We start from the raw sequence: 25,717 nt of genomic DNA, 5'->3' as shown, positions 1-25,717 counted from the left end.
GGCACTCCTCCACAGAGATCTCTCTGTCCGCACCCTAGTGATTCGCCGGAGGGGCGGATCGGTGGGCTCTCGCGGCCAGGAGCACGGAGGGACGGCGGCGCGCGTCGTCACAAAATGAGGCGCGACTGTGACCGATGCCTCAAGGTCGGGGTAGATCACGCCGATGGAACCCAAAGAGCGCTCTTCTGTCCGGTTGATCTCCGGACTCTGGAGGCCATCTCACCGACTCGGTGGTGTCTCGGGGCGCTTGCCCCAACGCTCCTGGATGCGAGGAGCGCAACCATGAACAGTCCCGATCCCACCCGTGCCGCACCGCGCCGGCGATCCCGGTTTGCCGCCCTGGCCGCGGCGATGGCGCTGCTGGCGGGAGTGAGCGGTGTCATGCTCGCCGCCGATCCCGGTCCGGTCGAGGCCGCCGAGGTGTCGTTCTCGCAGTGCAACGACCGCGGTGCCGGACCCGACGGAGCACCGCTGACCGTCACCTGCTCTGTCTCGATCGTGAACACCGTCGACGCCACCGGGGCGACCTCCACTGTGGTGTACGAGCGAATCTGCACCCTCAACGAGTGCACCGGCGACATCGTCAGCCCCAGTGACGTCGTCACTGCGGTGAACCAGTGCAACGGATCCAACAACGTCGGCGGCAGCGTGACCGTCTGCTCGGTCGACATCGTCAACAACATCAGCCTGGATGCACCGGGGGTGGCGACCCCGCTGACCCTCGAGCAGTGCATCGGCTCCGGCGGCGGGGGCGGCACCGACATGACGGCGTGCATCCCCAGCTCCGACGCCTCACCTGCCGTGACCCAGTGCAACGGGTCCGGCACCGGTGGCGGTGGGTTCATGGTCTGCACCGCCTCGGGCACGGTGAGCTCGGTTCTCCCGGTGACGGTGAACCAGTGCAACGGCTCGGAGAACGGCGGCGGCAGCACCGTCACCTGCACGACGTCGATGACGACGAACCTGGTCGACACCAGTGCCACGACCACCTCGTCCGCCTCCACCACCCCCACCACGGCCGACACCACCCCCACCACGGCCACCACGGCCCCTGATGGATCAGGGGTGACGGGATCACCGACCGGTTCGGGTCCCGGCGGCCCCGGCGGCCCCGGTTCGCCGGGAGCTCCGGGTACGCCCGGGGGACCAGTGCCGCCGGTCGCTCCTCCGGTGGCGTCCCCGCCCCGCCTCACCGGCTGAGCCGATCAGCACCCCACTGCGGGTGACGCGACCGACGGCCTCCTCCGGGAGGCCGTCGCCGCGTCCGAGAGCGATCCGCTCACCGCGGCCCCTGCTCACCACGACCCCTGCTCATCCCGACCCCTGCTCATCCCGACCTCGTGCAAGAACCAGGGGGTCAGTGGTCGGGGTCGTCAGTGGTCGCGGTCGGTCGGCTTCTCGGCGAGGACCTCGGCCACCGACTGGGGGTCGTCGCCGCGGTGGACGGCGATCCCGAGCAGGACCGGACGGAGCTGCTCGGCGAAGGCGACGGTCGGCTCGGGCACCGGATCGGTCTCGGTGAGTGCTCGGATGACGGGCAACTCGGCGGGGCTGCGGTGGGCCAGGGACCCCAACGCGACCCGAGGCGGCGGGTCACCGCGCCGCCAGGCCCGGTCGTCACGGATGGCGGCCACGGCCGATCCGATGGCCTGGGCGCTCACCAGCTCGTAGGCCGCCCGGGCCTCGGTGGCGGAGAAGCCCTGACGGGACAGCGCAGCGAGGATCACCTCGATTCGGGGCGCCATCACCTCGGCGCTGATGTCGGCATCGATGAAGTGGTCGAGCAGAGCGGGATCGGCCACGAAGGCCTCGCGGGTGTAGACGGCCCACTCGAGGAGCCACACCGCCCAGTGCTGGCCCACGTCCTCGGGAAGCCGGAGGCGGCCGGCCGAGCTGTCGGCGGCCAGGCGGAGCAGGTCGTCCTTGCCGGACACGTGGTGGTACAGGGCGGCCACGCTCACGTCCAAGCGGTCGGCCACCGCCTTGAGGGTGAGGTCGCGCAGTCCGATCTCGACAGCGGCGTCGACGATCTGGTCCCGGCTGATGCGAGGCGGCCGCCCCGTGCGCCGCGAGCTGGCCTCGGTGGCGCCCCGGGTGGTGGGCCCGTGGGCGGGCGGCGGTGGCGGCGACGCGGGCATCGGCGCTCACCCTACGCATCTCACCTGCGGCCCCATCGTTCTCGACCAGCTCGGGGCGGCGCCGTCTCGCGCCGCTCGGGGTGTAGCTGCGGCGGTGGCCATCCCCCGTGGCCGCGTCGAGGGAGCGTCAGGAGGGATCCTCGTGGTGCTCCGGGCCCCGCCCGTGCTCCTTGACGGGTGCCACACCCCGTGCGAGTTTTCTAGGCACCATCGGAAAGTCGGTCCTGCCTCGGGGAACAGGCGCGACCCGACGCGTCGGTCACCATCGGGGGGTAGCAGACGTGGAGCTCGCAGGGCGCGTGGCCGTGGTCACCGGGGGAGCGAACGGCATCGGGGCCGCGCTGAGCCGGGCGTTCCTGGGCGAGGGCATGAAGGTCGTGGTCGCCGATGTCGTGCCCGAGCGGGTGGACACCGCGGTGGCCGAGATGTCGGCCCTGGGGGAGGTCTCCGGTGTGGTCACCGACGTGTCCGATCCGGTGTCGGTCGAGGCGCTCGCCGATCGGACCTACGACACCTACGGCGCCTGCCACCTGTTGTGCAACAACGCCGGCGTCGGCGCACCGAAGGCCAACGTGTGGGAGACCACCGTCAACGACTGGCGCTGGGTCCACGGCGTCAACGTCATGGGGGTGGTCCACGGCATCCTGGCCTTCGTACCCCGCATGATCGCCGCCGGCGAGGAGGGCCACGTGCTCAACACCTCGTCGGGCGACGGCGGCATCGAGCCCCTGCCCGGAGCATCGGTGTACGCGTCGAGCAAGGCGGCGGTCACCACCCTCACCGAGTGCCTGGCCCAGCAGCTGGTGAGCGAGGGCACCAACCTGCGGGCCTCGATCTTCTATCCCTCCGGCGGTCTGCTGCGCACCGGGCTGTGGGAGTCCGACCGCACCCGCCCCGCCGAGCTGGCTCGCGAGAAGCCCCGGCCCACGGAGGCCATGACCGTGGCCAAGCTCGAGGCCATGGCCGAGCAGAAGGGCTTCGAGCTCTCGTGGCAGGACCTCGACGAGCTGGCCCGCATCGTGGTCGCGGGCATCACCGCCGGTGACTACATCCACATGATCGATCGCCAGTCGATGGGCCCCACCCTGCACGGGCGGGCCGATGCCCTCGCCTCGGGCCGGCTGCCCACCCACCACGCCGGTCCGTTGGGCTGACGTCCGCACCTTCCGTCGCTGTCACCCGCCGCCTCGACTCCGCCCAGCACCTGCGCCGGTCCGGCGCCGAAAGGGGTTCCGCCATGGAGGATCGCTACCTGCTCGTCTCGGCCGACGGGCACGCCGGCCCCCCGGCCGACCTGTACCGCCAGTACCTCGAATCGGCCTACCACGAGCGCTTCGACGCCCATCAAGCCGAGCTCGAGGCGATGCGGGAGCTGACTCGGACCACCGACGAGGAGTTCGGTTCCGAATGGGAGGCCCAGACGGGCGACGGTGGACTCTCCGCCGCCTACGACAGCTCGGTACGTTGCACCAAGCTCGACGCCGAGGGCGTGGCGGTGGAGGTCCTGTTCCCCGACGCCGACGTGCTCGGCACCGGCCGGGTGGCGTCGTCGCCGTTCGGCTCGGGTCTGGCCAGCGGGCGCGACACCGAGCCCGAGCTGGTGCTGGCCGGCGCCCGGGCCCACAACCGCTGGCTGGCCGACTTCCGGGCCGAGGAGCCCGACCGTCGCGTTGGCGTCGCGGTCGTGCCCATCACCGTCGACGTCGACCTGGCCGTGGCCGAGATCAGGGCCGTCCGTGACCTCGGCCTCACCGGGGTGATGATCCCCACCCGTTGGTTCGACGCCCCCGCCTACCACGACCCGGTGTACGAACCGGTCTGGTCCACGCTCGAGGACCTGGGCATGGTCCTGCACACGCACTCCGGTGCCGGCCCCGCCGACTACGAGGTGGGCCCCGGCTTCATGGCCATCTACGCCACCGAGGCCTGGTGGTGGGCGGCCCGCCCGCTGTGGGTGCTGTTGTGGTCCGGGGTGTTCGAGCGCCACCCGGATCTGACCTACTCGATCGCCGAGAACGGTGCCTGGTGGGTGCCCGACCTGGTGAAGAAGATGGACGAGAAGTACGTCGGGGGTCACAACACCAAGAAGCTGGGCAACGTCTTCCGGGAGCACCTCACCATGGCCCCGAGCGAGTACATCGACCGCAACTGCTTCTTCGCCGCCTCCACCCCGGGCGGCGACGACATCGACCGCCGAGGCGACATCGGTGTGGGCAACATCTTGTGGGGCAACGACTTCCCCCATCCCGAGGGCACGTTCCCCTACACCCGCGAGCGGGTCCGGCGGCGCTTCGGTGCGATGTCCGCCGAGGACGCTCGGGCCATCCTGGGTCTGAACGCGGTGGGGGTCTACGGCCTCGACGTCGAGCGCCTGCAACCCCTCGTCGACCGCATCGGGCCGACGGTGGCCGAGATCCACGGCGACATGCCTCTGCAGGACATCCCGCTGGAGGCGGCCTCGTGAGCGAGGTGGAGCGCATGGAAGGGCTGCTGGGTGCGTTCAGCACCCGGGCGCCGGGCCCGGCGGGCGCCATGCCGGTCGGGTTCCCCATGCCCCGCGACCCCGAGCTGCTCACCGATCCCGGCCGGCGCGTCCAGGTCACCCGTCGCCCGGGACGCCGGTTCCCCTTCCCGGTGCCCAACGGGTGGTTCGCGGTGGCCGAGTCCGACGACCTGGCCCCGGGTGACGTTCGGGCGCTCTACTACTTCGGCCGCGACATCGTGGTCTTCCGCGGCGAGGACGGTGTCGCGCACGTGGTCGACGCCCACTGTCCGCACCTCGGTGCCCACCTGGCCATCGGCGGCCGGGTCGAGGGCGAGTGCCTGCGGTGCCCGTTCCACGGGTGGCTGTTCGAGGGCGACGAGGGACGGTGCGTCGAGATCCCCTACGGCGAGGGCACCCGGATCCCGGCCAAGGCCCGCACCCGGGCCTACCCCGTGGTCGAGCGCAACGGCCTGGTCTTCGCCTGGTACCACGCCCGGGACGGAGCGCCCTTCTACGAGGTGCCCGAGGTGCCCGAGCTCGAGGACCCCGAGTGGCTCGAACCGGTGCTGCTGGAGTTCGAGATCGCAGTGGCCGCCGAGGACATGGCCGAGAACAACGTGGACTACGCCCACTTCGCCTTCGTCCACGGCAGCGACGCCATCCCCGAGACCGAGTTCGTGGTCGACGGCACCTACAAGCGCACCGTCAGCGGCGACGGCGCCTTCGTGCGCGAGGGGTTCGGGTTGGGCCTCGGTCTGCTCCGCATCGAGGGCTTCACCACGTTCCTGTCCTCGACGACCCCGATCGACGAGGAGCACGTCCACGTGCGGTGGCTCTTCACCGCCCCGGCGGCCAACGGCAACGATGCCGCCCGCGAGGCCGCCGAGATGTTGGCCGGGGGTGTGAGCCAGGACATCGCCATCTGGGAGAACAAGGTGTACCGGACCCACCCGGTGCTGACCCGCTCGGAGAAGCCGATCGTCGAGCAACGTCGTTGGGCCCGGCAGTTCTACTGCGACGACGTCGAGCTCGGTGGCGACGAGACCCTCCACGACGCCTGAGGTCGCCCCGGTCCCTGGACCGACCGCAGCGTACGCCGGCATCGCCGACCGTGGGGTCGCCGAGTCAGCGGCGGTCGGCCACCGCGTTCCAGACGGCCAGCACGATCACGGCCCCGACGATGGAGCCGATGATCCCCGAGGGGCGCAGGGCGAGACCGTCGCCGGCGAGCAGGCTGACGAGCAGGCCGCCGACGAACGATCCGATCACGCCGGCCAGGAACAGCCGGACCCAGTCGTCCGGGAACAGCCCGCCGCCGAGGATCAGGTTGGCCAGCCAGCCGGCGAAGACGCCGAGCACCACGATGGCGATGATGAGCATGAAGTTCTCCCGGACAGCGTGAGGTGAACCCCCACGGCGGGTGGGACCCTACCGTCGGTGGTCGGCGGGGCTGGGTTCTGCCGTGTCGACGCGCTCAGTCGCCGCTCAGGAGCGGCGCCAGGCGGCGGAACAGGGTGGTCGGCCCGTGGCTCTCGAGGTTGGAGGCGTTCATGAAGATGGCGACGGACGTGTCGGTCTCCTCGTCGTGCATGACGAGGGCGGTGAAGCCGAAACCTTCACCGGTGTGCCCCCACCAACCCTCGAGGTCGCCGATGCCGAACGCGTAGAGGTCGTACTCCGGACCTTCCTCGAGGACCTGGCCCTCGAGGCGCACGCGCTGGGTCTCGGGCTCGACGAGCTCGCCGGTGGCCAGCGCCTCCGCCCAGACCAGCAGGTCGTCGGTGGTGGTGATCATGGCGCCCGCCGGACCGAACACCGAGAAGTTCACCGGCTGCTGCTCCAGGCCGCCGCCGTCTCCCGGTTGGTAGCCCACCACGGCGCTCGTCCCGTGGTCGGGGTCGGTGGGGTAGACGGTGTCGTCCAGCCCGAGCGGCTCGAGGATGCGCTCGTCGAGCACCTCGTCGAAGGGCTGGCCGGTCACCTGCTCCACGATGCGACCGAGGATGTTGGTGTTGGCGTTGGTGTAGACGGCCTCGGCGCCCGGCTCGGCCACCGGCGGGTCCTGGGCGCCGTACGCGATGAGCTCGTCGAGCGTGAACTGGCGCTCGGGATCGGCGACGAAGTCGTCGATGAACGCCTCGTTGGTGTAGTCGGCGAGGCCGCTGGTCATGGTGGCGAGCTGGCGCACGGTGACCGCGTCGCCGTTGGGGATCCCGTCGACCCAGGTGCTGACCGGGTCGTCCAGGGAGATCAGGCCCTCGTCGGCCAGCTGCAGGATCAACGTCGTGGTGAACGACTTGGTGATGCTGCGCAGCGGCCACCGCAGACCCCCTTCCAGCGGGGTGCCCGACTCGAGGTCGGCGGTGCCGACCACGGTCTCCCAGCGGCCGTCGGGCGTGTCGACGACCACCACGGCACCGGGAGCGCCCAGCTCGGCGACCGTCGTGTCGACCACGTCCTGCAGCTCAGTGGTGAGGGCCGCGTCGAGCGTCGGTGGTGCGCCGGTCGAGTCGGAGGAGTCGTCGCCGCAGCCGACGGCGAGCAAGCCGATGGCGGCGATGGTGGCCAGCGTGGCGGAGACCCGACGACGACGGCGGTGGTGGTGGTGGGGGTGGCGGGCGGACATGGGCGGCACAGTATTCCGTGCCGTCGTCGACCCCGATCCCAGCGGCCGGAGCGACCGGAGCAGGCACCACCGGCGGGAGGGCGAGCGGAGGTGGGGGCGGTCCCGGTAGCGTCCGAACGGTGGGGGAGCGTGGGCGGTGACGCTGAGCGAGGGCTGGGACCCGGGACCGAGACCGCACTGGGTGCAGGCCGCCAACCGCGGCGACGTGGCGCCGATCACCGACGAGGCTCGCCTCCCGCTGACCCGCGAGTCCCTCCTCGGGGAGGCTCGGGCCCGGCTCGGCCTCGGGCCCGAGGCCGGCGTCGGGGCGATCGACGGTGACGACCGGTTCCTGGAACCGCTCGACGTGGTGCTGAAGGCCTTGGACGAGGAAGCCGAGCTCACCGTCGTCGGTCGTTGGACCACGCGGCGCTTCCTCCTGCGTCTGCTCGAGGTGCGCTTCCAGCTGGCTGCCCACGTGCGTGTCGATCCCGGTGTGCGCGAGGAGGTCGTCGAGGCGCCGATCGTCGTCACCGGCGCCCCCCGCACCGGGACCACCGCCCTGTTCGGCGCCCTGGCCGCCGAACCGGGCCTACGGGCCCCCGAGGGGTGGGAGCTTCTGCGTCCGGTGCCGTCGCCCGACCCGGACCGGTTCCCCGACGTCGCTCGGGTGGCGCTGGCCGACGAGGAGCTCCGCCGGCTCAACGCCATCTCCTCGGGTCTCGACGCCATCCACGTCTACGCCGGACGGATGCCGAAGGAGTGCCTCTCGGCGATGTCGTTCGCCTTCCTGTCCGAGGAGTTCACCGCCCGGTACCACGTGCCGTCCTACGTGGCCCACCTGGCGCGGGCCGACATGGCGCCGGCGTACGAGGTGCACCGCCTGGTCCTGCAGGTGCTCCAACGTCGCTTCGGGCCGGTGCAGTGGTTGCTCAAGTCGCCCGTGCACCTGCACTCCCTCGACGAGCTGTTCGCCGTGTACCCCGATGCCCGCCTGGTGGTCACCCATCGCGACCCCCTGAAGATCCTGCCGTCGGTCTCGAGCCTGGTGGCCACGCTGCGGTGGGCGCACAGCGACCGCGTCGATCTCGGTGAGATCGGGGGATACCACGCCGAGCTCTACGGCCGTGCCCTCGACGCGCTGGCCGCCGCCGAGGGCGGCGGCTCGCTCGATCCGGTGAGGACCCACCACGCCCACCACGCCGACATCGTGGCTGACACCGTCGCCGCCGCCCGGGGGGTGCACGACGGGCTGGGTCTCCCGCTGCCACCCGAGGACGAGGCGGCGGTCGTGGCCGCGGTGGCCGCCACGCCGCTCGGTGCCCACGGCGAGCACCGGTACGCCTTCGCCGACCTCGGCCTCGACGCCGTCACCGAACGACAGCGCTTCGGCCGTTACGTCGAGGTCTTCGGGGTCCCGGTCGAGGACCCCGCCGCCTCGCCGGTGCCCGGAGCATCGAGCCGGTGAGCGACAGCTCCGGGCCCCTCTCGGCCGCCCGCCTGGCCGAGCAGATGGGCGACGCCCTCCCCGGCCCCGAGTCGTTGCCGCCCTCGGCCGACGAGCTGGTGGCTCGCACCCGTGAGCTGGTGGAGGCGGTCGTGCTCACCGACGTGGCCGACGACCTGCGGGCCGAGGCCGCTCGGACCCTCGCCCGTGTGGCCGACACCCTCAGGGTCGAGCAACGCGAGGCGCCGCTGTGGTTGGTGCGCCATCCGGATGGACGGCTCGAGAGCCTCCTGCAGGCCGGTTCGGGGCGGCTCAACCCGCAGGCCCCACCCATCGAGTGGATCGAACGGCCGGCTGAGCCGCCGGCGGGGGCCGAGCCGGTGCCGGCGCAGGTGCGGGCCCGCTGCGTCTTCACCGCGGCCCACGCCGGTTCGCCGAGCCGGGTGCACGGCGGGGTGCTGGCCGCCGCCCTCGACGAGGTGCTGGGCAACGCCGTCACCGCCTCGGGCGTCTCGGGGTTGACGGTGTCGCTCACCGTGTCGTTCAAGGGGGCCACGCCGGTCGACACGTCCGTGGAGCTGGTGGGTCGCTACGCCGGCCACGAGGGACGCAAGAGCTACGCCACGGGCGAGGTGCTCGTCGGCGGGGCGGTCGTGGTCGAGGCCAGCGCCGTCTACGTGGCGGCGCGCCGCGAACCCCCCACCGACGACCGGCACGCCGGGCACCACGAGGAGGAGCGTTGACCGTCGACACCGACGTGACCGGACGGGTGGTGGTCGTGACCGGCGCCTCCCGGGGCATCGGGCGAGGGCTGGCGCACCACCTGGGGCGTTCGGGGGCCCGGTTGGTCGTCACCGGTCGCAAGCAGGCGCGCCTCGACGCGCTGTCGAGCGAGCTCGACGACCTCGACATCGATCACCTGGCGGTGGCCGTGGACGTGGCCGACCGCGAAGGGATGCTCGAGCTGGCCGCCCGCACGGTGGAGCGGTTCGGCCGGGTCGACGGGCTGGTGGCCAACGCTCAGAGCTTCCGGTCGGTCACCCCGCTCGAGGACGTGACCGAGGCCGACATGGACCTGCTGTACGACACGGGACCCAAGGGCACCCTGTGGGCCATGCAGGCCGTGTTCCCCCTCATGCGCGACCAGGGCTGGGGGCGCATCGTCACCATGGGCTCCAACGGCGGGCTCAACGGGGCCGCCGGGTACGGGCCCTACGCCTCGTCGAAGGAGGCCATCCGGGGGCTCACCCGGGTGGCCGCCCGCGAATGGGGCCCCCACGGCATCGTGGTCAACTGCGTCTGCCCGGTGTCGGTGGCGCACCGGGCCCCGCCCGGCGACGATCCCGAGCGAGCGGCGATCTTCGCGGCCACCTTCGCCAACCAACCCATCGCCCGCGACGGCGACGCCGAGGACGACATCGCCCCCATCGTGACCTTCTTGCTCTCCGACGCCTGCCGGTACATGACCGGCCAGACGATCATGGCCGACGGCGGCGCCATCATGTTGCGCTGAGCGGGTTCAGTCCGGCCGGTTGCTGGCAGCACGGATGTTGCTGCGCACGCAGATGCCGGTGATGTTCGACGACTCGTCCGACGCCAGCCACAGCACGGTGTTGGCCACCTCCTCGGGCTGACTGAGCCGCCGCAGGTCGAGCCCGCTGGTGTGGGCGTCCACCCCGCCGGGCTGGCGTTCGAGGTAGGCGAGGAGCGGGGCGGTGGCGGTGGGGCCTGGCGTGACCGCGTTGGCGCGGATGCCCTGCGGGCCGTACTCCATGGCCACCGTCTCCATGAGGTTGATGACCCCGGCCTTGGCGGCCGCGTAGCCGCCCAGCCCGTACTGGCCGCCGATGCCGGCGCCCGACGACATGCTGACGATGGAGCCCCGCCCCCGCTCGACCATGGGGGGCAGCACCGCCCGGGTGGCGAAGAACACGGTGTCGAGGGTGAGACGTTGCTGGAAGCGCCAGTCGCGGTCGGTGAGGTCGCCGACGAGCCCCTCGCGCGAGACCCCGACGTTGTTGTAGAGCACGTCCAGCTGCCCGAACCGGTCGATGGCACCCTGCACCCACTGGTCGACGAACGAGGAGTCGGCGGCGTCGCCGGCCATGCCGTCGGCCTCCGCGCCGGCGGCCCGCAGCTCCTCGAGGAGCACCGAGAGAAGACCGTCGTCGATGTCGTTGAGCCACAGACGGGCGCCCTCGACCGCCATGCGGCGGGCCACTGCCCGCCCGATGCCGCGGGCGCTGCCGGTGGCGAGCACCACCTTGCCGTCCATGCGTCCGCGCATCGATCCCCTAGGTTCGGAAGCGCCAGGCCAGGTGGCGGCGTCGAGCCCGCATGGTCTCGGCCCGGGTGGCGGCGTCGACGGTCGCGGTGCCCGGCGGGAGGTGGTCGACCACCTCGGCGACCGGCATCACCGTGGCGTGGGCGTCGGGGGCGGAGGTGGCCCAGAAGCAGCGCAGCGACAGCAGTCCGCCGGCGCGACCGCCGGCGTCGAGCCAGTTGGCCACCCCCGGATCGGTGTGGGACACGACCAGGCGCACGTGGCCGTCGCCGTCGACGGCCACTTGCGCGTGGTTGAGCGAGCTCTGCCGTTCGGTGATGTCGATGAGCTCGAACCAGGTCATCTCGTAGAGCTGGAAGCTCCAGTAGCGGGCCACCGGGGCTTCGATCTCGACGAGGAGGGCGTCGTCGGGCCCGAGCTCCCAGAAGCAGAAGCCGTACCGGGCCGCGTCGAGCCCCTTGGCCAGGCCGAAGGTCGGCCCGAAGGTGTTGCGCGGCCGCTCGGCGGCCTTGTCGCGCATGTAGGTGTTCCAGTACTCGAGCGAGTGGCTGACCCCGTCGACGCCCTCGGCCAGGCGGGGGCCGAGCTCACCGGGCGTGCGGCGCGGTGCGGGTTGGTCGGCGTCGTCGTCGAGGCACTCGATGGTGAAGGTGGCCGGCTCGGCCTCTCGCCAGTCGAGGTAGTACTCCCGGATCGACACCATCACGGCGCCCTCCGGGAGGGGGATGGGTCCGTCGCCACCGATCTCGATGTCGATCTCGTCGCCCGGGCCGAGTCCGAGGTCGGTCGCGGTGATCTCGAACACGGTTCCCCAGGTCGGCTGGTGCATGAACCCCTTGCGCACCGCCAGCACCCACTCCTCGCAGGCGTGCATGCGGCCGCGGAGCCGGTACCGGCGACCGGACTCGACCCGCGCGTGGCGGTAGACGTTGTCGGCGTTGGGTCCGCCCCAGGGAGTGACCAGGTCGTTCTGGCGGTGGAAAGCGGGCCGCCGGGGGTCGTCGTGGAAGACCGACCAACCCAACCAGCACAGGGCCTGCTCGGCGAGGTGGGCCACTCCGTCGGCCCGGTCCTCGGGCGCGGCCGGGAAGTCGTCGTCGGCCAGCCGTCTCCCCAGTGCCGCCAGGCGCTCGCACGCCTCCTGCCAGCCCGTCAGATCGTCCCCCACGGATCTCACCCTAGTGACGCGGGCGCGCCGAAGGCGGGGCTCGGGTCCGGCGTCGGCCCTCGGCCCACCGCGGGCTCAGTCGAGCCGGCCGCGCTCGTGCTCGGTGTCGCCGACCGGACCGGACGGCCGTTCGGCCAGCTCGCCGACCTTGCCGGTCGTGCCGTACAGGATCACGGTCTCGTCGCCGACGAGTCGGCTGTGGGGCCCGGGCGCCCCCTCGTAGGTCCCGTCGGGCTTCACGATGCCGAGCACGAGGACCCCTTCGTCTCGGAGTCGGAGCTCGCCGAGCGTCGCCTCGGTGAGCCACGAGCCGGGCTGCACCGACAGCTCCTTCACCGCGTAGTCGCCCGAGATGTGCAGGAGGGCGGCGTAGTCCTTGACGTCGAGGTCGGTGTAGCGCTCCAACCACCGCCCGATCCACGACGCCAGCCGCGTGTCCACCCACTTGGACTTCGAGATGGCGTAGACGACGGCCAGCCCGGCCACCAGCAGGCCGCCTCGCAGCAGGCCACGGCTGGCGTCGGGCGTGTTGAGGAAGCTGCCGAGGAGCCCGGCGACGGCGGTGACGATGCCGATGTTGCCGGCCAGCATCAACGCCATGATGATGCGGCGCCGGGCCGGGTGGCTGACGACCTTCTCGGCTTCGGAGGTCGTGAACCCGACACCGCTCAACGCCGACCGGGCCTGGAAGCGGGCCGAGACCGAGGGCATCCCGGTGGCGGTGAGGGCCACGGTCGCCACCCTGGTCATCAGCAACGAGACCAAGGCGACGACGAAGAGGATCACGACGCCGTACATCTCCCGGAGAACCTTCCCCGCCACACCGCCACGCATGCGCCGGTCCGCGGCCGTGGGCGGTCTCGGTGGCGTGGTCCGGACGCGCCGAACCCCGTCGCCGCACGCGGTCGCCGCTCGCGGCGACCCCGAGCGACGGACGGGGTTCTCGGGTGGGCGAGGACCGCTCGAGCGGCGGTCCGGCGGCTCAGACCGAGGCGTTCTCCTCGTGCAGAGCCATCCAGGCCCCGTAGCCGCCGAGCACGTCGGAGACGTCGGAGAACCCGACGGACTCGAGCAGGCTGGCGGCGATCGACGACCGGTACCCGCCGGCGCAGAACACGACGGTGGGAGCTTCCGGGTCGAGCTCGTCGAGGCGGTCCCGCAGCTGCGCCAGCGGGACGGGCCTGGCGCTGTCGATGGTGCCGAGGTTCACCTCGCCCGGGTTGCGGATGTCGACGAGTTGGGTGGCCTGGTCCGAGTCGAGGCGCTGGCGCAGGTCGCCGGCGGTGATCTGCGAGGCACGCTCGACCAGCTCGGGGTTGTCGACCAGGACCCGGTCCGGCTCGACGAGGGCACCGATCACCTGATCGAAGCCGATGCGGCCCAGTCGGAGCTTGGCCTCGGCCACGGCGGGGGCGTCGCCGAAGAGGATGATCGGCGTGTCGTGGCTCACCACGGTGCCGCCGTACTCGGCGAAGCGGCCGCTGATGCCGATGTTCACCGAACCCCTGAGGTGGCCCCAGGCGTAGATGTCGGGCTCACGGGTGTCGATGACCACGGCACCCTCGGCCTGGCGGGCGAGCACGTCCTCCAGCGCCATCTGGTCGGGGACCTGCTCTTCGGCGAGCAGATCCCGTTCCTTGCGGTTCAGCACCGCGTTGTAGGGGAAGTACTCGGGGGCCGCCGGTTGGTCGGCGGTGACCATGGCGACGAACTGGTCGGGGGTCATGTCCTGCAGCGCGTAGTTGGTCTGGCGCTGCTCGCCCATGGTGGACACGGTCTCGGTGGACAGGTTCTTGCCGCAGGCGGAGCCGGCGCCGTGGGCCGGGAAGACCTTGGTGGCGTCGGGCAGGTCGAGCAGCTTGTCGTGCAGCGACGTGTAGAGCTTGCGGGCCAGCTCGTCGGCGGTGACGCCGACGGATCCGAGGAGGTCCGGGCGGCCCACGTCGCCGATGAAGAGGGTGTCGCCGGTGAGGACGCCGTAGGGCACCTCGTCGGTGGTCTTCTCGTACACGACCACGCTGATCGACTCGGGGGTGTGCCCCGGGGTCGAGCGGATCTCGAGGGCGACCTCGCCGAGCGAGATGCGCTCGCCGTCGCGCAGCTTGCGGCTGGCGAACTCGGTCTCGGCGACCTCGCCGAAGGCGATCTCGGCTCCCGTGGCCGCGGCCAGCTCGAGGTGGCCCGACAGGAAGTCGGCGTGGAAGTGGGTCTCGATGACCAGCTCGATCGAGAGACCGTTGGCGGCCGCGTCGTCGAGGTACTCCTGGACGTCGCGGCGGGGGTCGACGACCACGGCCCGGCCGGTGGTGGTGTCACCGATCAGGTACGAGGCGTGTGACAGGCAGTCGAGGTAGTACTGGGTGAAGTGCAGCATCGCTGAGGCTCCTTGGCTCACGAGGCCTGCGCGGACGCAGGGGGGGTCGGGGTTCCGGTCAGTTCGGCGATGACCTCACGCACATCGCAGGTCGCGCCCTTGTTGTACGGGAGCTTCGACAGCACCATCGCCATGCCGCACGTGTTGGTGACGGCCGAGAAGGTGAGCCCGGCGCCGACGAAGCCGGCGATCAAGGCCAAGGGTCGCACGAAGAGGCTGGCGATGACAGAGATGAGGACGATCGACCCGGCCACCAGGCGCACCTGGCGCTCGAGGCCCCACTTCTGGCCGGCGGCGTTGATGTCGCCCCCGACCATGGTCCACTGGCCGACACCGCCCTCGAGGACCCGGACGTTCTCCATGCCGGCGGCGGCGAGCTGCTCACCGGCCTGGCTGGCCCGGTTGCCGGACTGGCAGACGAGCACCACCGGCTGGGTGAGGTGTCGTTTGATCTCGTCGCGGTGCTCGCTCAGGGTGTCGAGGGGCACGTGGTAGGAGCCGGGGATGTGGGCCGACTCGAACTCGGCGGCGGTGCGGACGTCGATGAGGTGGACGTCGGCGTCGTTGCTGATCAGGTGGCGGAGCTCCACCGGGGTGATGACGTTGTTGCTCAAGGGTCTTCCTTTTCGGTGCGGGGACGCCGGAAGGCGTCGTCGGGAGGGGTGTGGGGGTGGGGGTCGGGTCAGGTCGTCGGGGGCAGGGGGTCGGGGGACGGTTCGGGGGGCGGTGGCGGTCCGAGGAGGCGGACCCGCCCGGTGTCGAGGTCGTAGACGGCGCCCACGACCTCGAGGTGACCGGCCGACACGGCGTCCGAGAGGGGGCCGGGCCAGGTGCGGAGCTGCTCGACGGTCGCGGCGGTGCTGGCGACGATGGCGTGGTGGACGTGGTCGCCCGGGAGCCCGGCGGTGGCCTCCACGGCCGGGACGATGCGGTCGATGAGGGCGGCCAGCTCGCCCGGGAGCTCGGTGCCCTCGGTGACGTGTTCCACGGCGGCGGTGACGGCCCCGCAATGCTCGTGGCCGAGCACGACGACGAGCTCGACGCCCAGTTGGGAGACGGCGTACTCGAGGCTGGCGACCGCGGCGCGGGCGGGCACGTTGCCGGCGACCCGCACCGAGAACAGCTCGCCCACGCCCTGGTCGAAGACCAGTTCGGGGGCGACCCGGGCGTCGGCGCAGGCCAGGACGGCGGCCACCGGCCGGTGGCTCTGCGCCGCCGCCTCGCGCTGGGCGGTGACGTCGTGGCAGTGCTGCGGGGCGGCGGTGGCGAAGCGTTCGTTGCCGTCGAGGAGGGCCTGGGCGCGAGAGGCGAGGGCGGTCATCGGCTCACCGCCCGGAAGGCCTGACCCATGCTCTGGGGCTCGGAGGGTTCCGCCGGCTCGGTGGACAGCTCGGCGGCTTCGATGCGGGGCTCTTCGTCCTCGATGCTCCGGACCGCGGCGTTGGCGTCGAGGTGCACCCGGGGACCGAGCTGGTCCCAGAGCCCGGATCGCACCAACACGTCGCGGACCGGGCCCTTCACCGTGGCCAGGTGGACGTCGATGCCCTGATCGGCCAGGTCCTCGAGGATCTCGTGCAGTGCCTGGTCGCCCGAGGCGTCGAGGTCGTTGACGCCGTTGAAGTCCAAGACGATGGCGGTGGCGTCGGGACGGTTCGCCACGAGATCGCTGATGCGGCGCTTGACGAAGGCCACGTTGGCGAAGTTCAGCGAGGTGTCGAGGCGCAGCACGGCGATGCCGGGATGGGTCTCGGCTTCGGGGAAGCGGGCGGTGTTGCGGTAGACGGAGGTTCCCGGGATGCGGCCCAGCTCGGCGGTGTGGGGCCGCATGAGGCGCATGAAGATGAGCACCAGCGAGGCGCCGATGGCGATGGCGATGCCGGCCTCGATGCCGAGCACCAGGGTGGCGGCGAAGGCCACGCCCATGGGGAACAGGTCGCCCCGCTTCACCTTGGCGATGTGGCGGGCCTCCTTGACGTCGACCAGCCCGTAGACGGCGACCACGACGATGGCGCCGAGGGTGGCGCTGGGGAGGGCGGTCAGGAAGGGGGTGATGGCCACCAGGGCGACGAGGATGATGCCGACCGAGATGAGCGAGGCCAGCGGCGTGCGGGCCCCGGCGTCGGCGTTGACGGCGGTGCGGGAGAAGCCGCCGGTGACGGGGAAGCCGCCGAACAGGCCGGCGCCGGCGTTGGCGGCGCCGAGGCCGATCAGCTCCTGGTTGGCGTCGACCTCGTAGCGGTTCTTGCGGGCGAACACCTTGGCGATGGCGATGGACTCCATGTAGCCGGCCAGGGTGATGACGAGGGCGGCGGGGACGAGCGAGCCGAGAGCTCCGCTGTCGATGGAGGGGATGGCGAGCGCCGGCAGGTCGCTCGGGATCTCCCCGATGGTGCTCACGCCTCGGCCGGCGAGGTCGAAGACCTGCGACACGATGGTGGTGACCACCACGGCCACGAGGGCGGCGGGGAAGGTCTTCTTCCACTTCTTGAGCCCCACCAGCACGGCGATGGTGCCGGCTCCGAGAGCGATGGTGGTCCAGTTGACGTCACCCAGGGACCTGCCCAGCTCGGTGACGGTCTCGATGAACCCCTCGGTGCTCGGGAGCGTCACCCCCAGCAGGTGCTTGACCTGGCTGGCACCGATGATCAGGGCGGCGGCGGCGGTGAAGCCGACCAGTACCGGGTGGGAGAGCAGGTTGACCACCCAGCCCATGCGGGTGATGCCGAGCAGGAAGTGCACGGCCGCCACCATCAGGGCGAGGACGGCGGCGAGGGCGATGTACTCGCCGGTGCCCTCGTCGGCGAGCGGGGCGAGCGCCGAGGCGGTCAGCAGCGAGACGATGGCCACGGGGCCGACGGCCAGCTGGCGGGAGGTGCCGAAGAAGGCGTAGAGCGCGATGGGGATGGTGGAGGCGTAGAGGCCGGCCTGCGGCGGCATCCCGGCGAGCATGGCGTAGGCCATGCCCTGGGGGATGAGCATGGCGGCGACGGTGATGCCGGCGGTCAGGTCGCCGCCGAGGTCCGGGCGTCGGTAGCGCGGGAGCCACCCGGCGATCGGGATCCAGCGGGCGAGGACGCCGAGGGTCGAGGAGGTGCGGGCCATGGCTGGACAAGATACCCCAGGGGGTACCCCATCACAACCCCCTGGGGTATCTCGTCGCCCGACCGAGGTCGACGGAGCGGGGCGCGCCGAAGGTGAGCGCCCGTCGTGTTGCGCCCGCCGTGGGGTTCGGCGGTCAGCGCGTGGGCGGCCCCCCGGGGAGGTCGACGCCGGTGGTCAACAGGTCGTAGGCCTCGCCGAGGAGCTCGGCGAAGTCCCGGTCGCCCTCGGTCGCCCACCACACATGGGCGGCGGCGCGCACGGCGGCGATGGCGGCCCCGGCCACGACCTGGGCCTCGAGGCTGGTCTCGGCCTCGACCCCGAGGTGTTCGGCCACGAGCACGGAGAGCTCCTCGGCCATCCGGCTCTGCAGCTCGAGGCTGCGAGCCAGCACCGACGGGTTCTCGGTCACGATCCGCATGCGAGCCAGTGCTTCGCGGCGAGCGGGGCCCTGCGGGCTCAGGTCCGCCCCGATGGCGGTGGTGACGCGCCGGATCGTGGCCAGCACCGTCTCGTGGGCCGGTCGTTGGGCGAGGGCCTCGCGCAGCTGATCGATCCGCTCCTCCTCGTAGGGGAGGACGGCGTCCTCCTTGGACTCGAAGTAGCGAAAGAACGTCCGGCGGGACACGCCCGCGGCCTCGGCGATGTCGTCGACGGTCACCTCGTCGAAGCCGCGCTCGGTGAACAGCTGCAGGGCGGCGGCGGCGAGCTCGGCCCGGTTCCGCTCGCGGTTCCGCTCCCGCAACCCGGCGGTGTTGCGTATGTCACTCGCGGTCCGCATGGGTCCAGCCTACCGGTAACATCTGTCACCGGGTGCCACCTTGGCACTCCGTGTTGTGATCTCCGTCACGCACTCCCGTCTCCCCCCGGACGTGTCCCGTGAACGCTCTGCTCGACGTCCTCGCCCGCTTCGCCCGAGAGCGCCCCGGTCGGGTGCTGGTGTCCCTCGCCGCGCTCACCGTGGTCCTGGCCACCTTCGCCGGACAAGCCACCTCCGACACCGAGCTGACCGCCTTCGCCCCCGACAGCGAGTCGGCCGCCGCCCTCGACCGGGTCCAGGAGGACTTCGGTGCGGGCGGGGCCACGTTGCAGGTGGTGGTCGACGCCGGTCCCGACGGCGACGTCCTGACCGCCGACGGGATCCAGGCGGCGGCGCGGGTCGAGGAGGCCATCGCCGGCAGCGGGGTGGAGCTCGGCGACCAGGCCGAGCCGATCCGCTCCTTCGCCCTCCCCGTCGAGGCCACCCTCGACGCTCAGGGGATCGACGTGCAGGAGGCCACCGACGCCCAGATCGCTGCGGCCGTGGCCGTGGTGGGTGACCAGATGGCACCCCTGCTGTCGACCGACGCCGACCTCGAAGCGGGACGCGCGGCCGCGGGCCTGGTCATCGTCTCGTTCCCCTCCACCATGACCGACGCCGAGGTGGCCGACGCCTCCCTCGTCCTGGCCGACGTGGTGGAGGATGCTCCGGCCGTCGACGGCATCGTCGTGGAGCCCTACAACGCGTCGGTCTTCAACGACGCCCTGCAGCGCCAGTCCGAGGAGGAGATGCCCCGGCTGTTGCTGTTGTCCTTCGCGCTGATCTTCGTGATCCTGCTGTTCCAGTTCCGCTCCGCCAGCGACGTGCTCCTCGGCCTGGCCGGGCTCGTGATCACCGTCGTGTGGACCTTCGGCTTCGGGGTGCTCCTCGGCCCCGACTACCTGGGAGTGGTGGGGGCCTTCTCGCAGATCGCGCTCATCGTGCCCGTCCTCCTGGTCGGCCTGGGCATCGACTACGCCATCCACCTCACCTCGCGCTACCGCGAGGAGCGTCGCCACGGGCAGGTCCCGTCCATGGCCTCGTCGATGGCCGTGCGCACCGTCGGTGGTGCTCTGGTGCTGGCCACGCTCACCACCGTGGTGGGCTTCCTCACCAACCTGGCCTCGCCCCTACCGCCCATCGCCGACTTCGGGATCTTCATCGCCGTGGGCGTGCTCTCGGCCTTCGTCATCATGACGATGCTCGTGCCCGCTGCCCGCAACCTGCTCGACACCCGAGCGGTCCGCCGTGAGGCGGCAGGCGGCCGACCGGCGCGGCGACGGGCGGCGGACGAGCGTCCCAACGTGCTCTCACGCCTCAGCGGTCGGCTGGCGGCGGTGGCCGAGCGCGCCCCCAAGGTCGCTCTCGCCGTGGCCCTGGTCGTCAGCCTGGGCGCCGTCGGGGCCGCCACCCAGGTCGAGACCACGTTCAGCCAGGACGACTTCATCCCCCCCGACTCCGAGATCGGGCTCCTGCTCGACCGCATCGAGACGCGCTTCGGGGGAGAGCTCACCGAGAGCACCTTCGTGGTGCTCGACGGCCCCGTGGCGACCCCCGAGGCGCTCGCGGCCATGCTCGAGGTCCAGCGCGACGTCGACGGCATCGCCGGGGTGCGCGTCACCGGTGGCGACCTGGCCGGCGACTCCATCGCCGGCCTGGTGGCCACGCTGTCCGCCGACCCGGCCCTGGCCGGGCAGTTCGCCGCACTCGGCTACGACGCCGCGGACGGGGTGGCGCCGGACGCCGACGTGGCCGGCCTCTACCAGCTGGTGCGGTCCCTGGCTCCGAGCCAGGCGCCGCGCCTGCTCGCCGCCGACGACGAGGCCGCGGTGATCGTGGTGCCCACCTCCGCCGGCCAGGAGGGCGCCAGCGACCTGGTGGAGGCAGTGGCCCAGCGAACCGGCCCGCTCGCCGAGGCCGGGCTCACCTCGGTCGTCACCTCCGAGCCGCTGGTGAACGACGAGTCCTTCGACGCCCTGCAGGCCAGCCAGACCCAGGGCATGGCCATCACCCTCGTGGCGGCGCTGCTCCTGCTCGTCTCCTACTACGGGCTCAAGGAACGCAAGCCCGTCCTGGGGGTCATCACCATGGTCCCGTCGATGGCCGTGGTGTCCTGGGTGCTCGGGACCATGTGGCTGCTGGGCATCAGCTTCAACGTGTTGACCGCCATGGTCGCCAGCATCGCCATCGGCATCGGCGTCCCCTTCGGGATCCACGTCACCCATCGCTTCCTCGAGGACCGTCGTCGCTACGACACCGTCGACGAGGCGATCCGGATGACGGTGACCCACACCGGCGGCGCCATGGCCGGTTCGGCCCTCACCACGGCGGCGGGGTTCGGTGTGCTCCTCTTCGGGTCCTTGGTGCCGATGCAGCAGTTCGGCCTGATCGTGGCCATCACGATCCTTTACTCGTTCGTCGCCGCCATCCTCATCCAACCGGCCTGCCTGAAGCTGTGGGCCGACTGGCGGGTGCGCAAGGGCGACGTGGTCGAGCTGGACGACCACGAACGGCGCTCCGAGACGGCCTCGATCGGCGAGCCGACGCCAGTGGGAGCACGCTGAGATCGGGCCTGGAACGCTCTTCTGCCGGTCGCTACGCTGCCTCCGGCGGTCGGTGGAGGGACGGTGCGGTGGACGAGGACAGCCCGGTCGGGGAGGTGCCGATCGACGACGAGTTCCTCGCCGAGCTCGTCCGCAACAGCCCTGACCCCTATGTCGTCATCGATGCCTCGTTCGTGCTGCGCTGGGCCAGCACGGATGCGGTCATGTTCGTGGGACGGCCGGCCGAGCAACTGGTCGGCGTCGGGGCGCTCGACCTGGTCGCCCCCCACGATCACGCCACCGCGCTCGCGGCCGTCCACGAGTTCCGACGGGCGGGCGAGCTGGGGGAGGGATGGACAGGACCCCCGATCATCATCGACCTGCTCCACGCCGACGGACGTGTCGTCCCGACCGAGGTGCTCGGAGTGCCGTTCCCACAGCCCGATTTCGACGGCGTGGTGGCTCGACTCCGACCGGCGAAGGACATGGTGGCGCTCGATCGGGCGGTGGAGGCGCTCGTCGCGTGCGACGACCTCGACGAGGTCCTCGTCGACATCATCGAGGTGCTCGAGCTGCAGTTCCCGGCGTCGCGGGCGGCCGTCGGGCTCGAATGGGACGGCGAGGGCTTCGGCCGGGTCGTCGGAGATGCCGGCTGCTGCACGGTCCTCACCGCCGAGGCCACGGCTGCCCACCCCACCCTCTGGGAGGAGCTGCTGCAGGCCGGCGCACCCCTGGCGGTCGACGACCCGGCGCAGCTCGGGTCCGCGTTCGCGGCGGGCGCAGCGTCGCTCGCCGCCGTCGGGTGCTGGCTGTTCCCGTTCGTGGCCGACGGCTCTGCCGGGGCCCTGGTCGTGTGGCGCACGCTGCCCGGTCCGCTGGCCCTGCACCACCAGCGGGCCATCGAGCGCCTGGTCCGGCTCGTGCAGCTGGCCCTGACGACGCACCGGGCCCGGGTCGCGCTCGTGGCCCGGTCCCACACCGACCCGCTCACCGGCTTGGCCAACCGCTTCGGTCTGGCCGACCGCCTCTCGGAGCTCGGTCGCCAGGGCTCCGAGCACACCGTCGGGCTGCTCTACTGCGACGTCGACGACTTCAAGCCGGTCAACGACCGCTATGGCCACACCACCGGTGACCACGTGCTCGAGGTCGTGGCTCGACGTCTGGCGGGGGCGGCGCGACGCGACGACCTGGTGGCCCGCATCGGCGGCGACGAGTTCGTCGTGGTCTGCCCGGGTACGGACCAGGGCGCCCTCGACCGGATGGTCGCACGGGTCAGGGACGCGTTCGACGAGCCCATCAGCGCCGACGGCGCCTGCGTCGACCTCACCGTGAGCGTGGGTGCGGCGGTGCTGCCCGAGGACTGGGGCGATCACCCGATCGACACGGTGCTCGACCACGCCGACCAGGCGCTGCTCCAGGCCAAGGCCCGCCGCCGCCGCCCCTGAACGCAGGGCCCCGGTCCGCCGCGGGTCGGGTCGATGGGCCCTGCCGGCGACGTGGCCGGGACCGCGAGGATGATCGCACCGTCGCCAGGAGGTCCCGTGCGTCTCGATCCCCACACCCCCGTCGTGATCGGGGCTGCCGTCGTCAGCAACCGCACGAACGCCGGTGCCCCTGTCCGGGAACCCATCGACCTGCTGGCCGAGGCCGCCCGCCTCGCCGCCGACGACGCCGAGGCGGCCGCCGGCACCTCGGTGGTGCTCGAGGCGGTGGAGGTGGCCCGCAGCGCCCCCGTCCTCACGAACCGGCACGCCGATCCGGCGGGGCTGGCGGCGAGCGTGCTCGGGTTGGCCGGGGTGCGCAGCGAGCTGTGGTTGGGTGGCGGTGAGGTGTGCGGCACCATGCTGGCCGGCACGGCGATGGGCATCGGCGCCGGGGTCGGCGGCGTCACCCTGCTGGTGGCCGGCGAGGCCTGGTACTCGAAGGTCGCCGCCCGCCGAGGGCGGGGCCCCGCGCTCCCCCGGTTCGACGACGAGGCCAGCCCGACCCCGGAACGGGTGGTCGGTGGGCTCATCGACTTCGTCGACCCCGCCGAGGAGGCGGTCGGGCTGACCGACCCCGTCGAGCTGTACCCCCTGCTCGAGCAGGCGCTGAGGATCGCCTCGGGCCGCACCCCGGCCGAGCACCGCGCGTGGTTGGGGGAGCTGTGGGCCGGCCTCGCCCAGGTGGCGGTGTCCAACCCGTGGGCCTGGGACCGCACGCCCCACTCGCCCGACGAGATCGCCACGCCGTCGCCGACCAACCGCCTCGTCGGGTCGCCGTACACGAAGCTCATGGTCTCCAACGAGCAGGTCGACCAGGGTGCGGCCCTCTTGCTGTGCTCGGTGGCCGAGGCCGAGCGCCTCGGCGTACCTCGGGACCGGTGGGTCTTTCCGTGGCTCACGGTGGAGGGGTCCGCGCCCACCATGACGGCCCGAGCAGACCTGGCCCGGTCGTCGCTGGCCGACGTGGTCGGCCGCACCCTGTGGGCCGCCTCCGGGCTCGATGTCGACGACGTCGGCCCGGTCGACCTCTACTCGTGCTTCCCCTCGGCCGTGCAACAGCAGGCAGCCGGCTACGGGCTGTCGCTCGACCGGCCGCTCACCGTCACCGGGGGGATGCGCTTCGCCGGTGGACCCTGGAACGGGTACCCGATGCACGGCATGGCCCGGATGGTGCACGAGGTTCGAGGAGACCCCGGGGCTGTGGGGCTGTGCTCGGCGAACGGGGGTGTGGTCACCAAGTTGGCGGCCACGGTCTTCTCCGCCCGCCCACCGGACCACGCATTCTCCCACCACCGTCCCGACGAGGCGCTGGCTGCTGTGCCGCGACGTCGAGCCGCGCGCCCCGATGCCGTCGACGGCCTCGAGGGGGTGATCGAGACCTGGACGGTCATGCACGACCGCGCCGGCGCCGCCACCCACGGGTTCGTGGCCGTGGTCCCGGACGACGAGCACCGCGGCTGGGGTCGGGTCGAGGACGCCGACGACCTGGCGGTGATGGACGGTGACGAGGAGCTCGTGGGTCGTGGGGTCAGGATCGCCCCCGACGGTCGGGCCCGGCTGACCGGCTGAGCTCGACCGCGGCGAACCGGGCGTAGGGTCCGACCATGGAGCGGATGCTGGTGCTCGCCGTGGAGGCCGCCCTCTCGGCGACCGTCGTGGCGTCGGCCCGGCTGCATGGCGGCGATGTCGCCGCCGCCTTCCGACTCGACCTGGGCGACGGTCGGCGCGTGTTCGCCAAGACCCACCACGACCCACCTCCCGGCTTCTTCGTCACCGAAGCCGCCGGGCTGTCCTGGTTGCGCGACGCGGGGGCGGTCGCCGTGCCCGAGGTGCTGGCCGTCGGCGACGACCCGGCCCACCTCGTGCTGGAGTGGATCGAGGAGGGCTCTCCGGGGCCCGGCACCGACGAGGCCTTCGGTCGGTCGCTGGCCGCCCTGCACGCCGCGGGCGCGCCGTGCTTCGGGCGGGAGGACCGGCGGCCGACGGGTTCGCGCTCGCTCCCCAACGATCCGGCGCCGAGCTGGGCGACCTTCTACGCCGAACGGCGCCTCGTGCCGCTCGCCGCCCTGGCCGAGGAGGCCGGTGCCCTGCCCCCGGCCGCCGTGGCCGGCCTGCACCGGGTGGCGGCGAGAGCCGAAGCGCTCCTCGGCCCGGTCGAACCTCCGGCTCGCCTGCACGGCGACCTGTGGGCCGGGAACCGCCTGGTCGACACGGGTGGCCGGAACTGGCTGATCGACCCGGCGGCGTTCGGCGGGCACCGCGAGTTCGACCTGGCCATGATGCGACTGTTCGGCGGCTTCGGCCCCCGGGCCCATGCCGCCTACGAAGACGTCGCCCCGCTGGCCGACGGTGCCGGCGAGCGGGTGGAGCTGCACCAGCTGGCCCCGCTCGTCGTGCACGCCATCAAGTTCGGGGGTGGGTACGTGGGGGCGGCCACCAGCGCCATCGACCGCTACGCCTGACCTCGGTGGTGGCGCGCTGTGGTAGACGACGCGGATGAGCACCGACACCACCACCGTGCGCGTCGAGCGCGCCGAGCCGGTCACCACCCTGGTCCTCGACCGCCCTGCGGCGTTGAACGCCATCACCTCGGAGATGCTCACCGAGCTCGACCTGGCCCTCGAGGCGATCGCCGAGGACGACGGCACCAGGGTGGTGGTGATCACCGGGGAGGGCCGGGCGTTCAGCGCCGGTGTCGACCTCAAGGCGCTCGGCGGACGTTCGCTCGAGGGGGGCATGGTCGGCGACGTCCTCGACGTGCCCGCCCGACGGGTGATCGAACGCATCCGGCGCCTGCCCCAGATCGTGATCGCCGCCGTCAACGGCCACTGCTTCACCGGGGCGTTGGAGCTCGCCCTCGGCTGCGACCTCATCGTGGCCGCCGAGGAGGCCGTGTTCGGTGACACCCACGCCAAGTGGGGCCTGCGCCCGACCTGGGGCATGAGCCAGCGCCTCCCCCACCTGGTCGGCCCCGCCCGGGCGCGCCAGCTGTCCTACACCGCCCGCACGTTCACCGGGGTCGAGGCGGGGGCCTGGGGTCTGGCGGCCAGCGTCGTGCCCCGGGCCGACCTCGACGCCACGGTCGCCGAGCTGGCCGCCACCATCGCCGCCAACAGCCCGGGAGCGCTCGCGGCCTACAAGGACCTCTACCGGGTGGCCGACGAACGAGATCTGCCCGACGGCCTGGCCTACGAGGCCGCAGCCCGGTATCCGATCGCCGACACCGAGGAGCGCATCGCCGGTTTTCGGTGACATCACCGAGGCATCTCGGCGGTCGACGGGCGAGACTGG

At 72.2% G+C, this 25,717-nt stretch carries 23 protein-coding genes; 12 read left to right on the top strand and 11 right to left on the bottom strand.

From position 1 onward, the window contains the following. Positions 1 to 282 precede the first annotated feature (282 nt). Positions 283 to 1,200 carry a hypothetical protein gene (locus LUW87_RS10775; protein WP_232671178.1) on the top strand — a complete coding sequence of 306 codons (918 nt, stop codon included), beginning with the start codon at positions 283 to 285 and terminating at the stop codon, positions 1,198 to 1,200. 173 nt (positions 1,201 to 1,373) lie between these two features. Here LUW87_RS10775 and LUW87_RS10770 read toward each other — a convergent pair whose 3' ends face one another. Further along, a complete protein-coding gene (locus LUW87_RS10770; RefSeq protein WP_232671177.1) occupies positions 1,374 to 2,138 on the bottom strand; it encodes a TetR/AcrR family transcriptional regulator in 765 nt (254 codons plus the stop codon). A 281-nt stretch (positions 2,139 to 2,419) separates the two neighbouring features. On the opposite strand from LUW87_RS10770, the gene LUW87_RS10765 reads away from it, so the two are divergent. The 3 genes from LUW87_RS10765 (at position 2,420) to LUW87_RS10755 (ending at position 5,684) form a co-directional block, all read left to right on the top strand. After that, positions 2,420 to 3,292: an SDR family NAD(P)-dependent oxidoreductase gene (locus LUW87_RS10765; RefSeq protein ID WP_232671176.1), complete on the top strand. Its 873-nt coding sequence runs from the start codon at positions 2,420 to 2,422 to the stop codon at positions 3,290 to 3,292. An 83-nt stretch (positions 3,293 to 3,375) separates the two neighbouring features. Further along, positions 3,376 to 4,602: an amidohydrolase family protein gene (locus LUW87_RS10760; protein ID WP_232671175.1), complete on the top strand. Its 1,227-nt coding sequence runs from the start codon at positions 3,376 to 3,378 to the stop codon at positions 4,600 to 4,602. Then, positions 4,599 to 5,684, top strand: a complete 1,086-nt coding sequence (locus LUW87_RS10755) for a Rieske 2Fe-2S domain-containing protein (RefSeq protein WP_232671174.1) — start codon at positions 4,599 to 4,601, stop codon at positions 5,682 to 5,684. Before LUW87_RS10760 ends, LUW87_RS10755 begins: the two co-directional genes overlap by 4 nt. Before the next feature lie 64 nt (positions 5,685 to 5,748). Here LUW87_RS10755 and LUW87_RS10750 read toward each other — a convergent pair whose 3' ends face one another. Together LUW87_RS10750 and LUW87_RS10745 are read right to left on the bottom strand one after the other, a co-directional pair. After that, the gene (locus tag LUW87_RS10750) at positions 5,749 to 6,003 is read right to left on the bottom strand and encodes a GlsB/YeaQ/YmgE family stress response membrane protein (protein ID WP_232671173.1); all 255 of its coding nucleotides are present in this window, start codon (positions 6,001 to 6,003) and stop codon (positions 5,749 to 5,751) included. A 94-nt stretch (positions 6,004 to 6,097) separates the two neighbouring features. Beyond that, on the bottom strand, positions 6,098 to 7,249 hold the full coding sequence (locus tag LUW87_RS10745) for a serine hydrolase domain-containing protein (protein WP_232671172.1): 1,152 nt from the start codon (positions 7,247 to 7,249) through the stop codon (positions 6,098 to 6,100). Positions 7,250 to 7,385: 136 nt separating this feature from the next. On the opposite strand from LUW87_RS10745, the gene LUW87_RS10740 reads away from it, so the two are divergent. The 3 genes from LUW87_RS10740 to LUW87_RS10730 are packed head-to-tail and all read left to right on the top strand — an operon-like array spanning position 7,386 to position 10,188. Beyond that, a complete protein-coding gene (locus tag LUW87_RS10740; RefSeq protein ID WP_232671171.1) occupies positions 7,386 to 8,696 on the top strand; it encodes a sulfotransferase family protein in 1,311 nt (436 codons plus the stop codon). Continuing rightward, the gene (locus LUW87_RS10735) at positions 8,693 to 9,418 is read left to right on the top strand and encodes a PaaI family thioesterase (protein ID WP_232671170.1); all 726 of its coding nucleotides are present in this window, start codon (positions 8,693 to 8,695) and stop codon (positions 9,416 to 9,418) included. The genes LUW87_RS10740 and LUW87_RS10735 overlap by 4 nt, the downstream gene beginning before the upstream one ends. Then, positions 9,415 to 10,188 carry an SDR family NAD(P)-dependent oxidoreductase gene (locus LUW87_RS10730; RefSeq protein ID WP_232671169.1) on the top strand — a complete coding sequence of 258 codons (774 nt, stop codon included), beginning with the start codon at positions 9,415 to 9,417 and terminating at the stop codon, positions 10,186 to 10,188. Before LUW87_RS10735 ends, LUW87_RS10730 begins: the two co-directional genes overlap by 4 nt. A 6-nt stretch (positions 10,189 to 10,194) precedes the next feature. On the opposite strand, the gene LUW87_RS10725 is transcribed toward LUW87_RS10730, so the two are convergent. The 8 genes from LUW87_RS10725 to LUW87_RS10690 form a co-directional block, all read right to left on the bottom strand. Next, positions 10,195 to 10,962 carry an SDR family NAD(P)-dependent oxidoreductase gene (locus LUW87_RS10725; RefSeq protein WP_232671168.1) on the bottom strand — a complete coding sequence of 256 codons (768 nt, stop codon included), beginning with the start codon at positions 10,960 to 10,962 and terminating at the stop codon, positions 10,195 to 10,197. Between the two features lie 7 nt (positions 10,963 to 10,969). Continuing rightward, positions 10,970 to 12,127 (bottom strand): DUF1214 domain-containing protein, encoded by a 1,158-nt coding sequence (locus tag LUW87_RS19260; protein ID WP_232671167.1) that lies wholly within the window; start codon positions 12,125 to 12,127, stop codon positions 10,970 to 10,972. A 75-nt stretch (positions 12,128 to 12,202) separates the two neighbouring features. Continuing rightward, entirely contained in the window at positions 12,203 to 12,925 is a 723-nt protein-coding gene (locus LUW87_RS10715; RefSeq protein ID WP_232671166.1) for a hypothetical protein, read from the bottom strand. A 184-nt stretch (positions 12,926 to 13,109) separates the two neighbouring features. Beyond that, a complete protein-coding gene (locus tag LUW87_RS10710; protein WP_346742553.1) occupies positions 13,110 to 14,498 on the bottom strand; it encodes an MBL fold metallo-hydrolase in 1,389 nt (462 codons plus the stop codon). A 20-nt stretch (positions 14,499 to 14,518) separates the two neighbouring features. Continuing rightward, complete coding sequence (locus LUW87_RS10705; protein WP_232671164.1) at positions 14,519 to 15,115, bottom strand: rhodanese-like domain-containing protein; 597 nt, start codon at positions 15,113 to 15,115, stop codon at positions 14,519 to 14,521. A gap of 68 nt (positions 15,116 to 15,183) precedes the next feature. Then, the gene (locus LUW87_RS10700; protein WP_232671163.1) at positions 15,184 to 15,822 is read right to left on the bottom strand and encodes a carbonic anhydrase; all 639 of its coding nucleotides are present in this window, start codon (positions 15,820 to 15,822) and stop codon (positions 15,184 to 15,186) included. Beyond that, complete coding sequence (locus LUW87_RS10695; RefSeq protein WP_232671162.1) at positions 15,819 to 17,603, bottom strand: SulP family inorganic anion transporter; 1,785 nt, start codon at positions 17,601 to 17,603, stop codon at positions 15,819 to 15,821. Before LUW87_RS10695 ends, LUW87_RS10700 begins: the two co-directional genes overlap by 4 nt. A gap of 133 nt (positions 17,604 to 17,736) precedes the next feature. Beyond that, positions 17,737 to 18,381, bottom strand: coding sequence for a TetR family transcriptional regulator (locus tag LUW87_RS10690; RefSeq protein ID WP_232671161.1), 645 nt, complete (start codon positions 18,379 to 18,381; stop codon positions 17,737 to 17,739). 98 nt (positions 18,382 to 18,479) lie between these two features. Here LUW87_RS10690 and LUW87_RS10685 point away from each other — a divergent pair, with 98 nt between their 5' ends. The 5 genes from LUW87_RS10685 to LUW87_RS10665 all read left to right on the top strand — a co-directional run bounded on the left by LUW87_RS10685 (position 18,480) and on the right by LUW87_RS10665 (position 25,678). Beyond that, the gene (locus tag LUW87_RS10685) at positions 18,480 to 20,963 is read left to right on the top strand and encodes an efflux RND transporter permease subunit (protein WP_232671160.1); all 2,484 of its coding nucleotides are present in this window, start codon (positions 18,480 to 18,482) and stop codon (positions 20,961 to 20,963) included. Between the two features lie 68 nt (positions 20,964 to 21,031). Further along, entirely contained in the window at positions 21,032 to 22,387 is a 1,356-nt protein-coding gene (locus tag LUW87_RS10680) for a sensor domain-containing diguanylate cyclase (RefSeq protein WP_232671159.1), read from the top strand. Between the two features lie 96 nt (positions 22,388 to 22,483). Beyond that, entirely contained in the window at positions 22,484 to 23,995 is a 1,512-nt protein-coding gene (locus tag LUW87_RS19255; RefSeq protein ID WP_232671158.1) for a hypothetical protein, read from the top strand. Positions 23,996 to 24,030: 35 nt separating this feature from the next. Next, on the top strand, positions 24,031 to 24,888 hold the full coding sequence (locus LUW87_RS10670; RefSeq protein ID WP_232671157.1) for a fructosamine kinase family protein: 858 nt from the start codon (positions 24,031 to 24,033) through the stop codon (positions 24,886 to 24,888). 34 nt (positions 24,889 to 24,922) lie between these two features. Beyond that, positions 24,923 to 25,678, top strand: a complete 756-nt coding sequence (locus tag LUW87_RS10665) for an enoyl-CoA hydratase/isomerase family protein (protein WP_232671156.1) — start codon at positions 24,923 to 24,925, stop codon at positions 25,676 to 25,678. Positions 25,679 to 25,717 lie beyond the last annotated feature (39 nt).

Origin of the sequence: Rhabdothermincola salaria, assembly GCF_021246445.1 — a bacterium.
Classification (GTDB): domain Bacteria; phylum Actinomycetota; class Acidimicrobiia; order Acidimicrobiales; family Acidimicrobilacustridaceae; genus Rhabdothermincola_A; species Rhabdothermincola_A salaria.
This window is presented reverse-complemented; position numbering and strand designations above follow the sequence as displayed.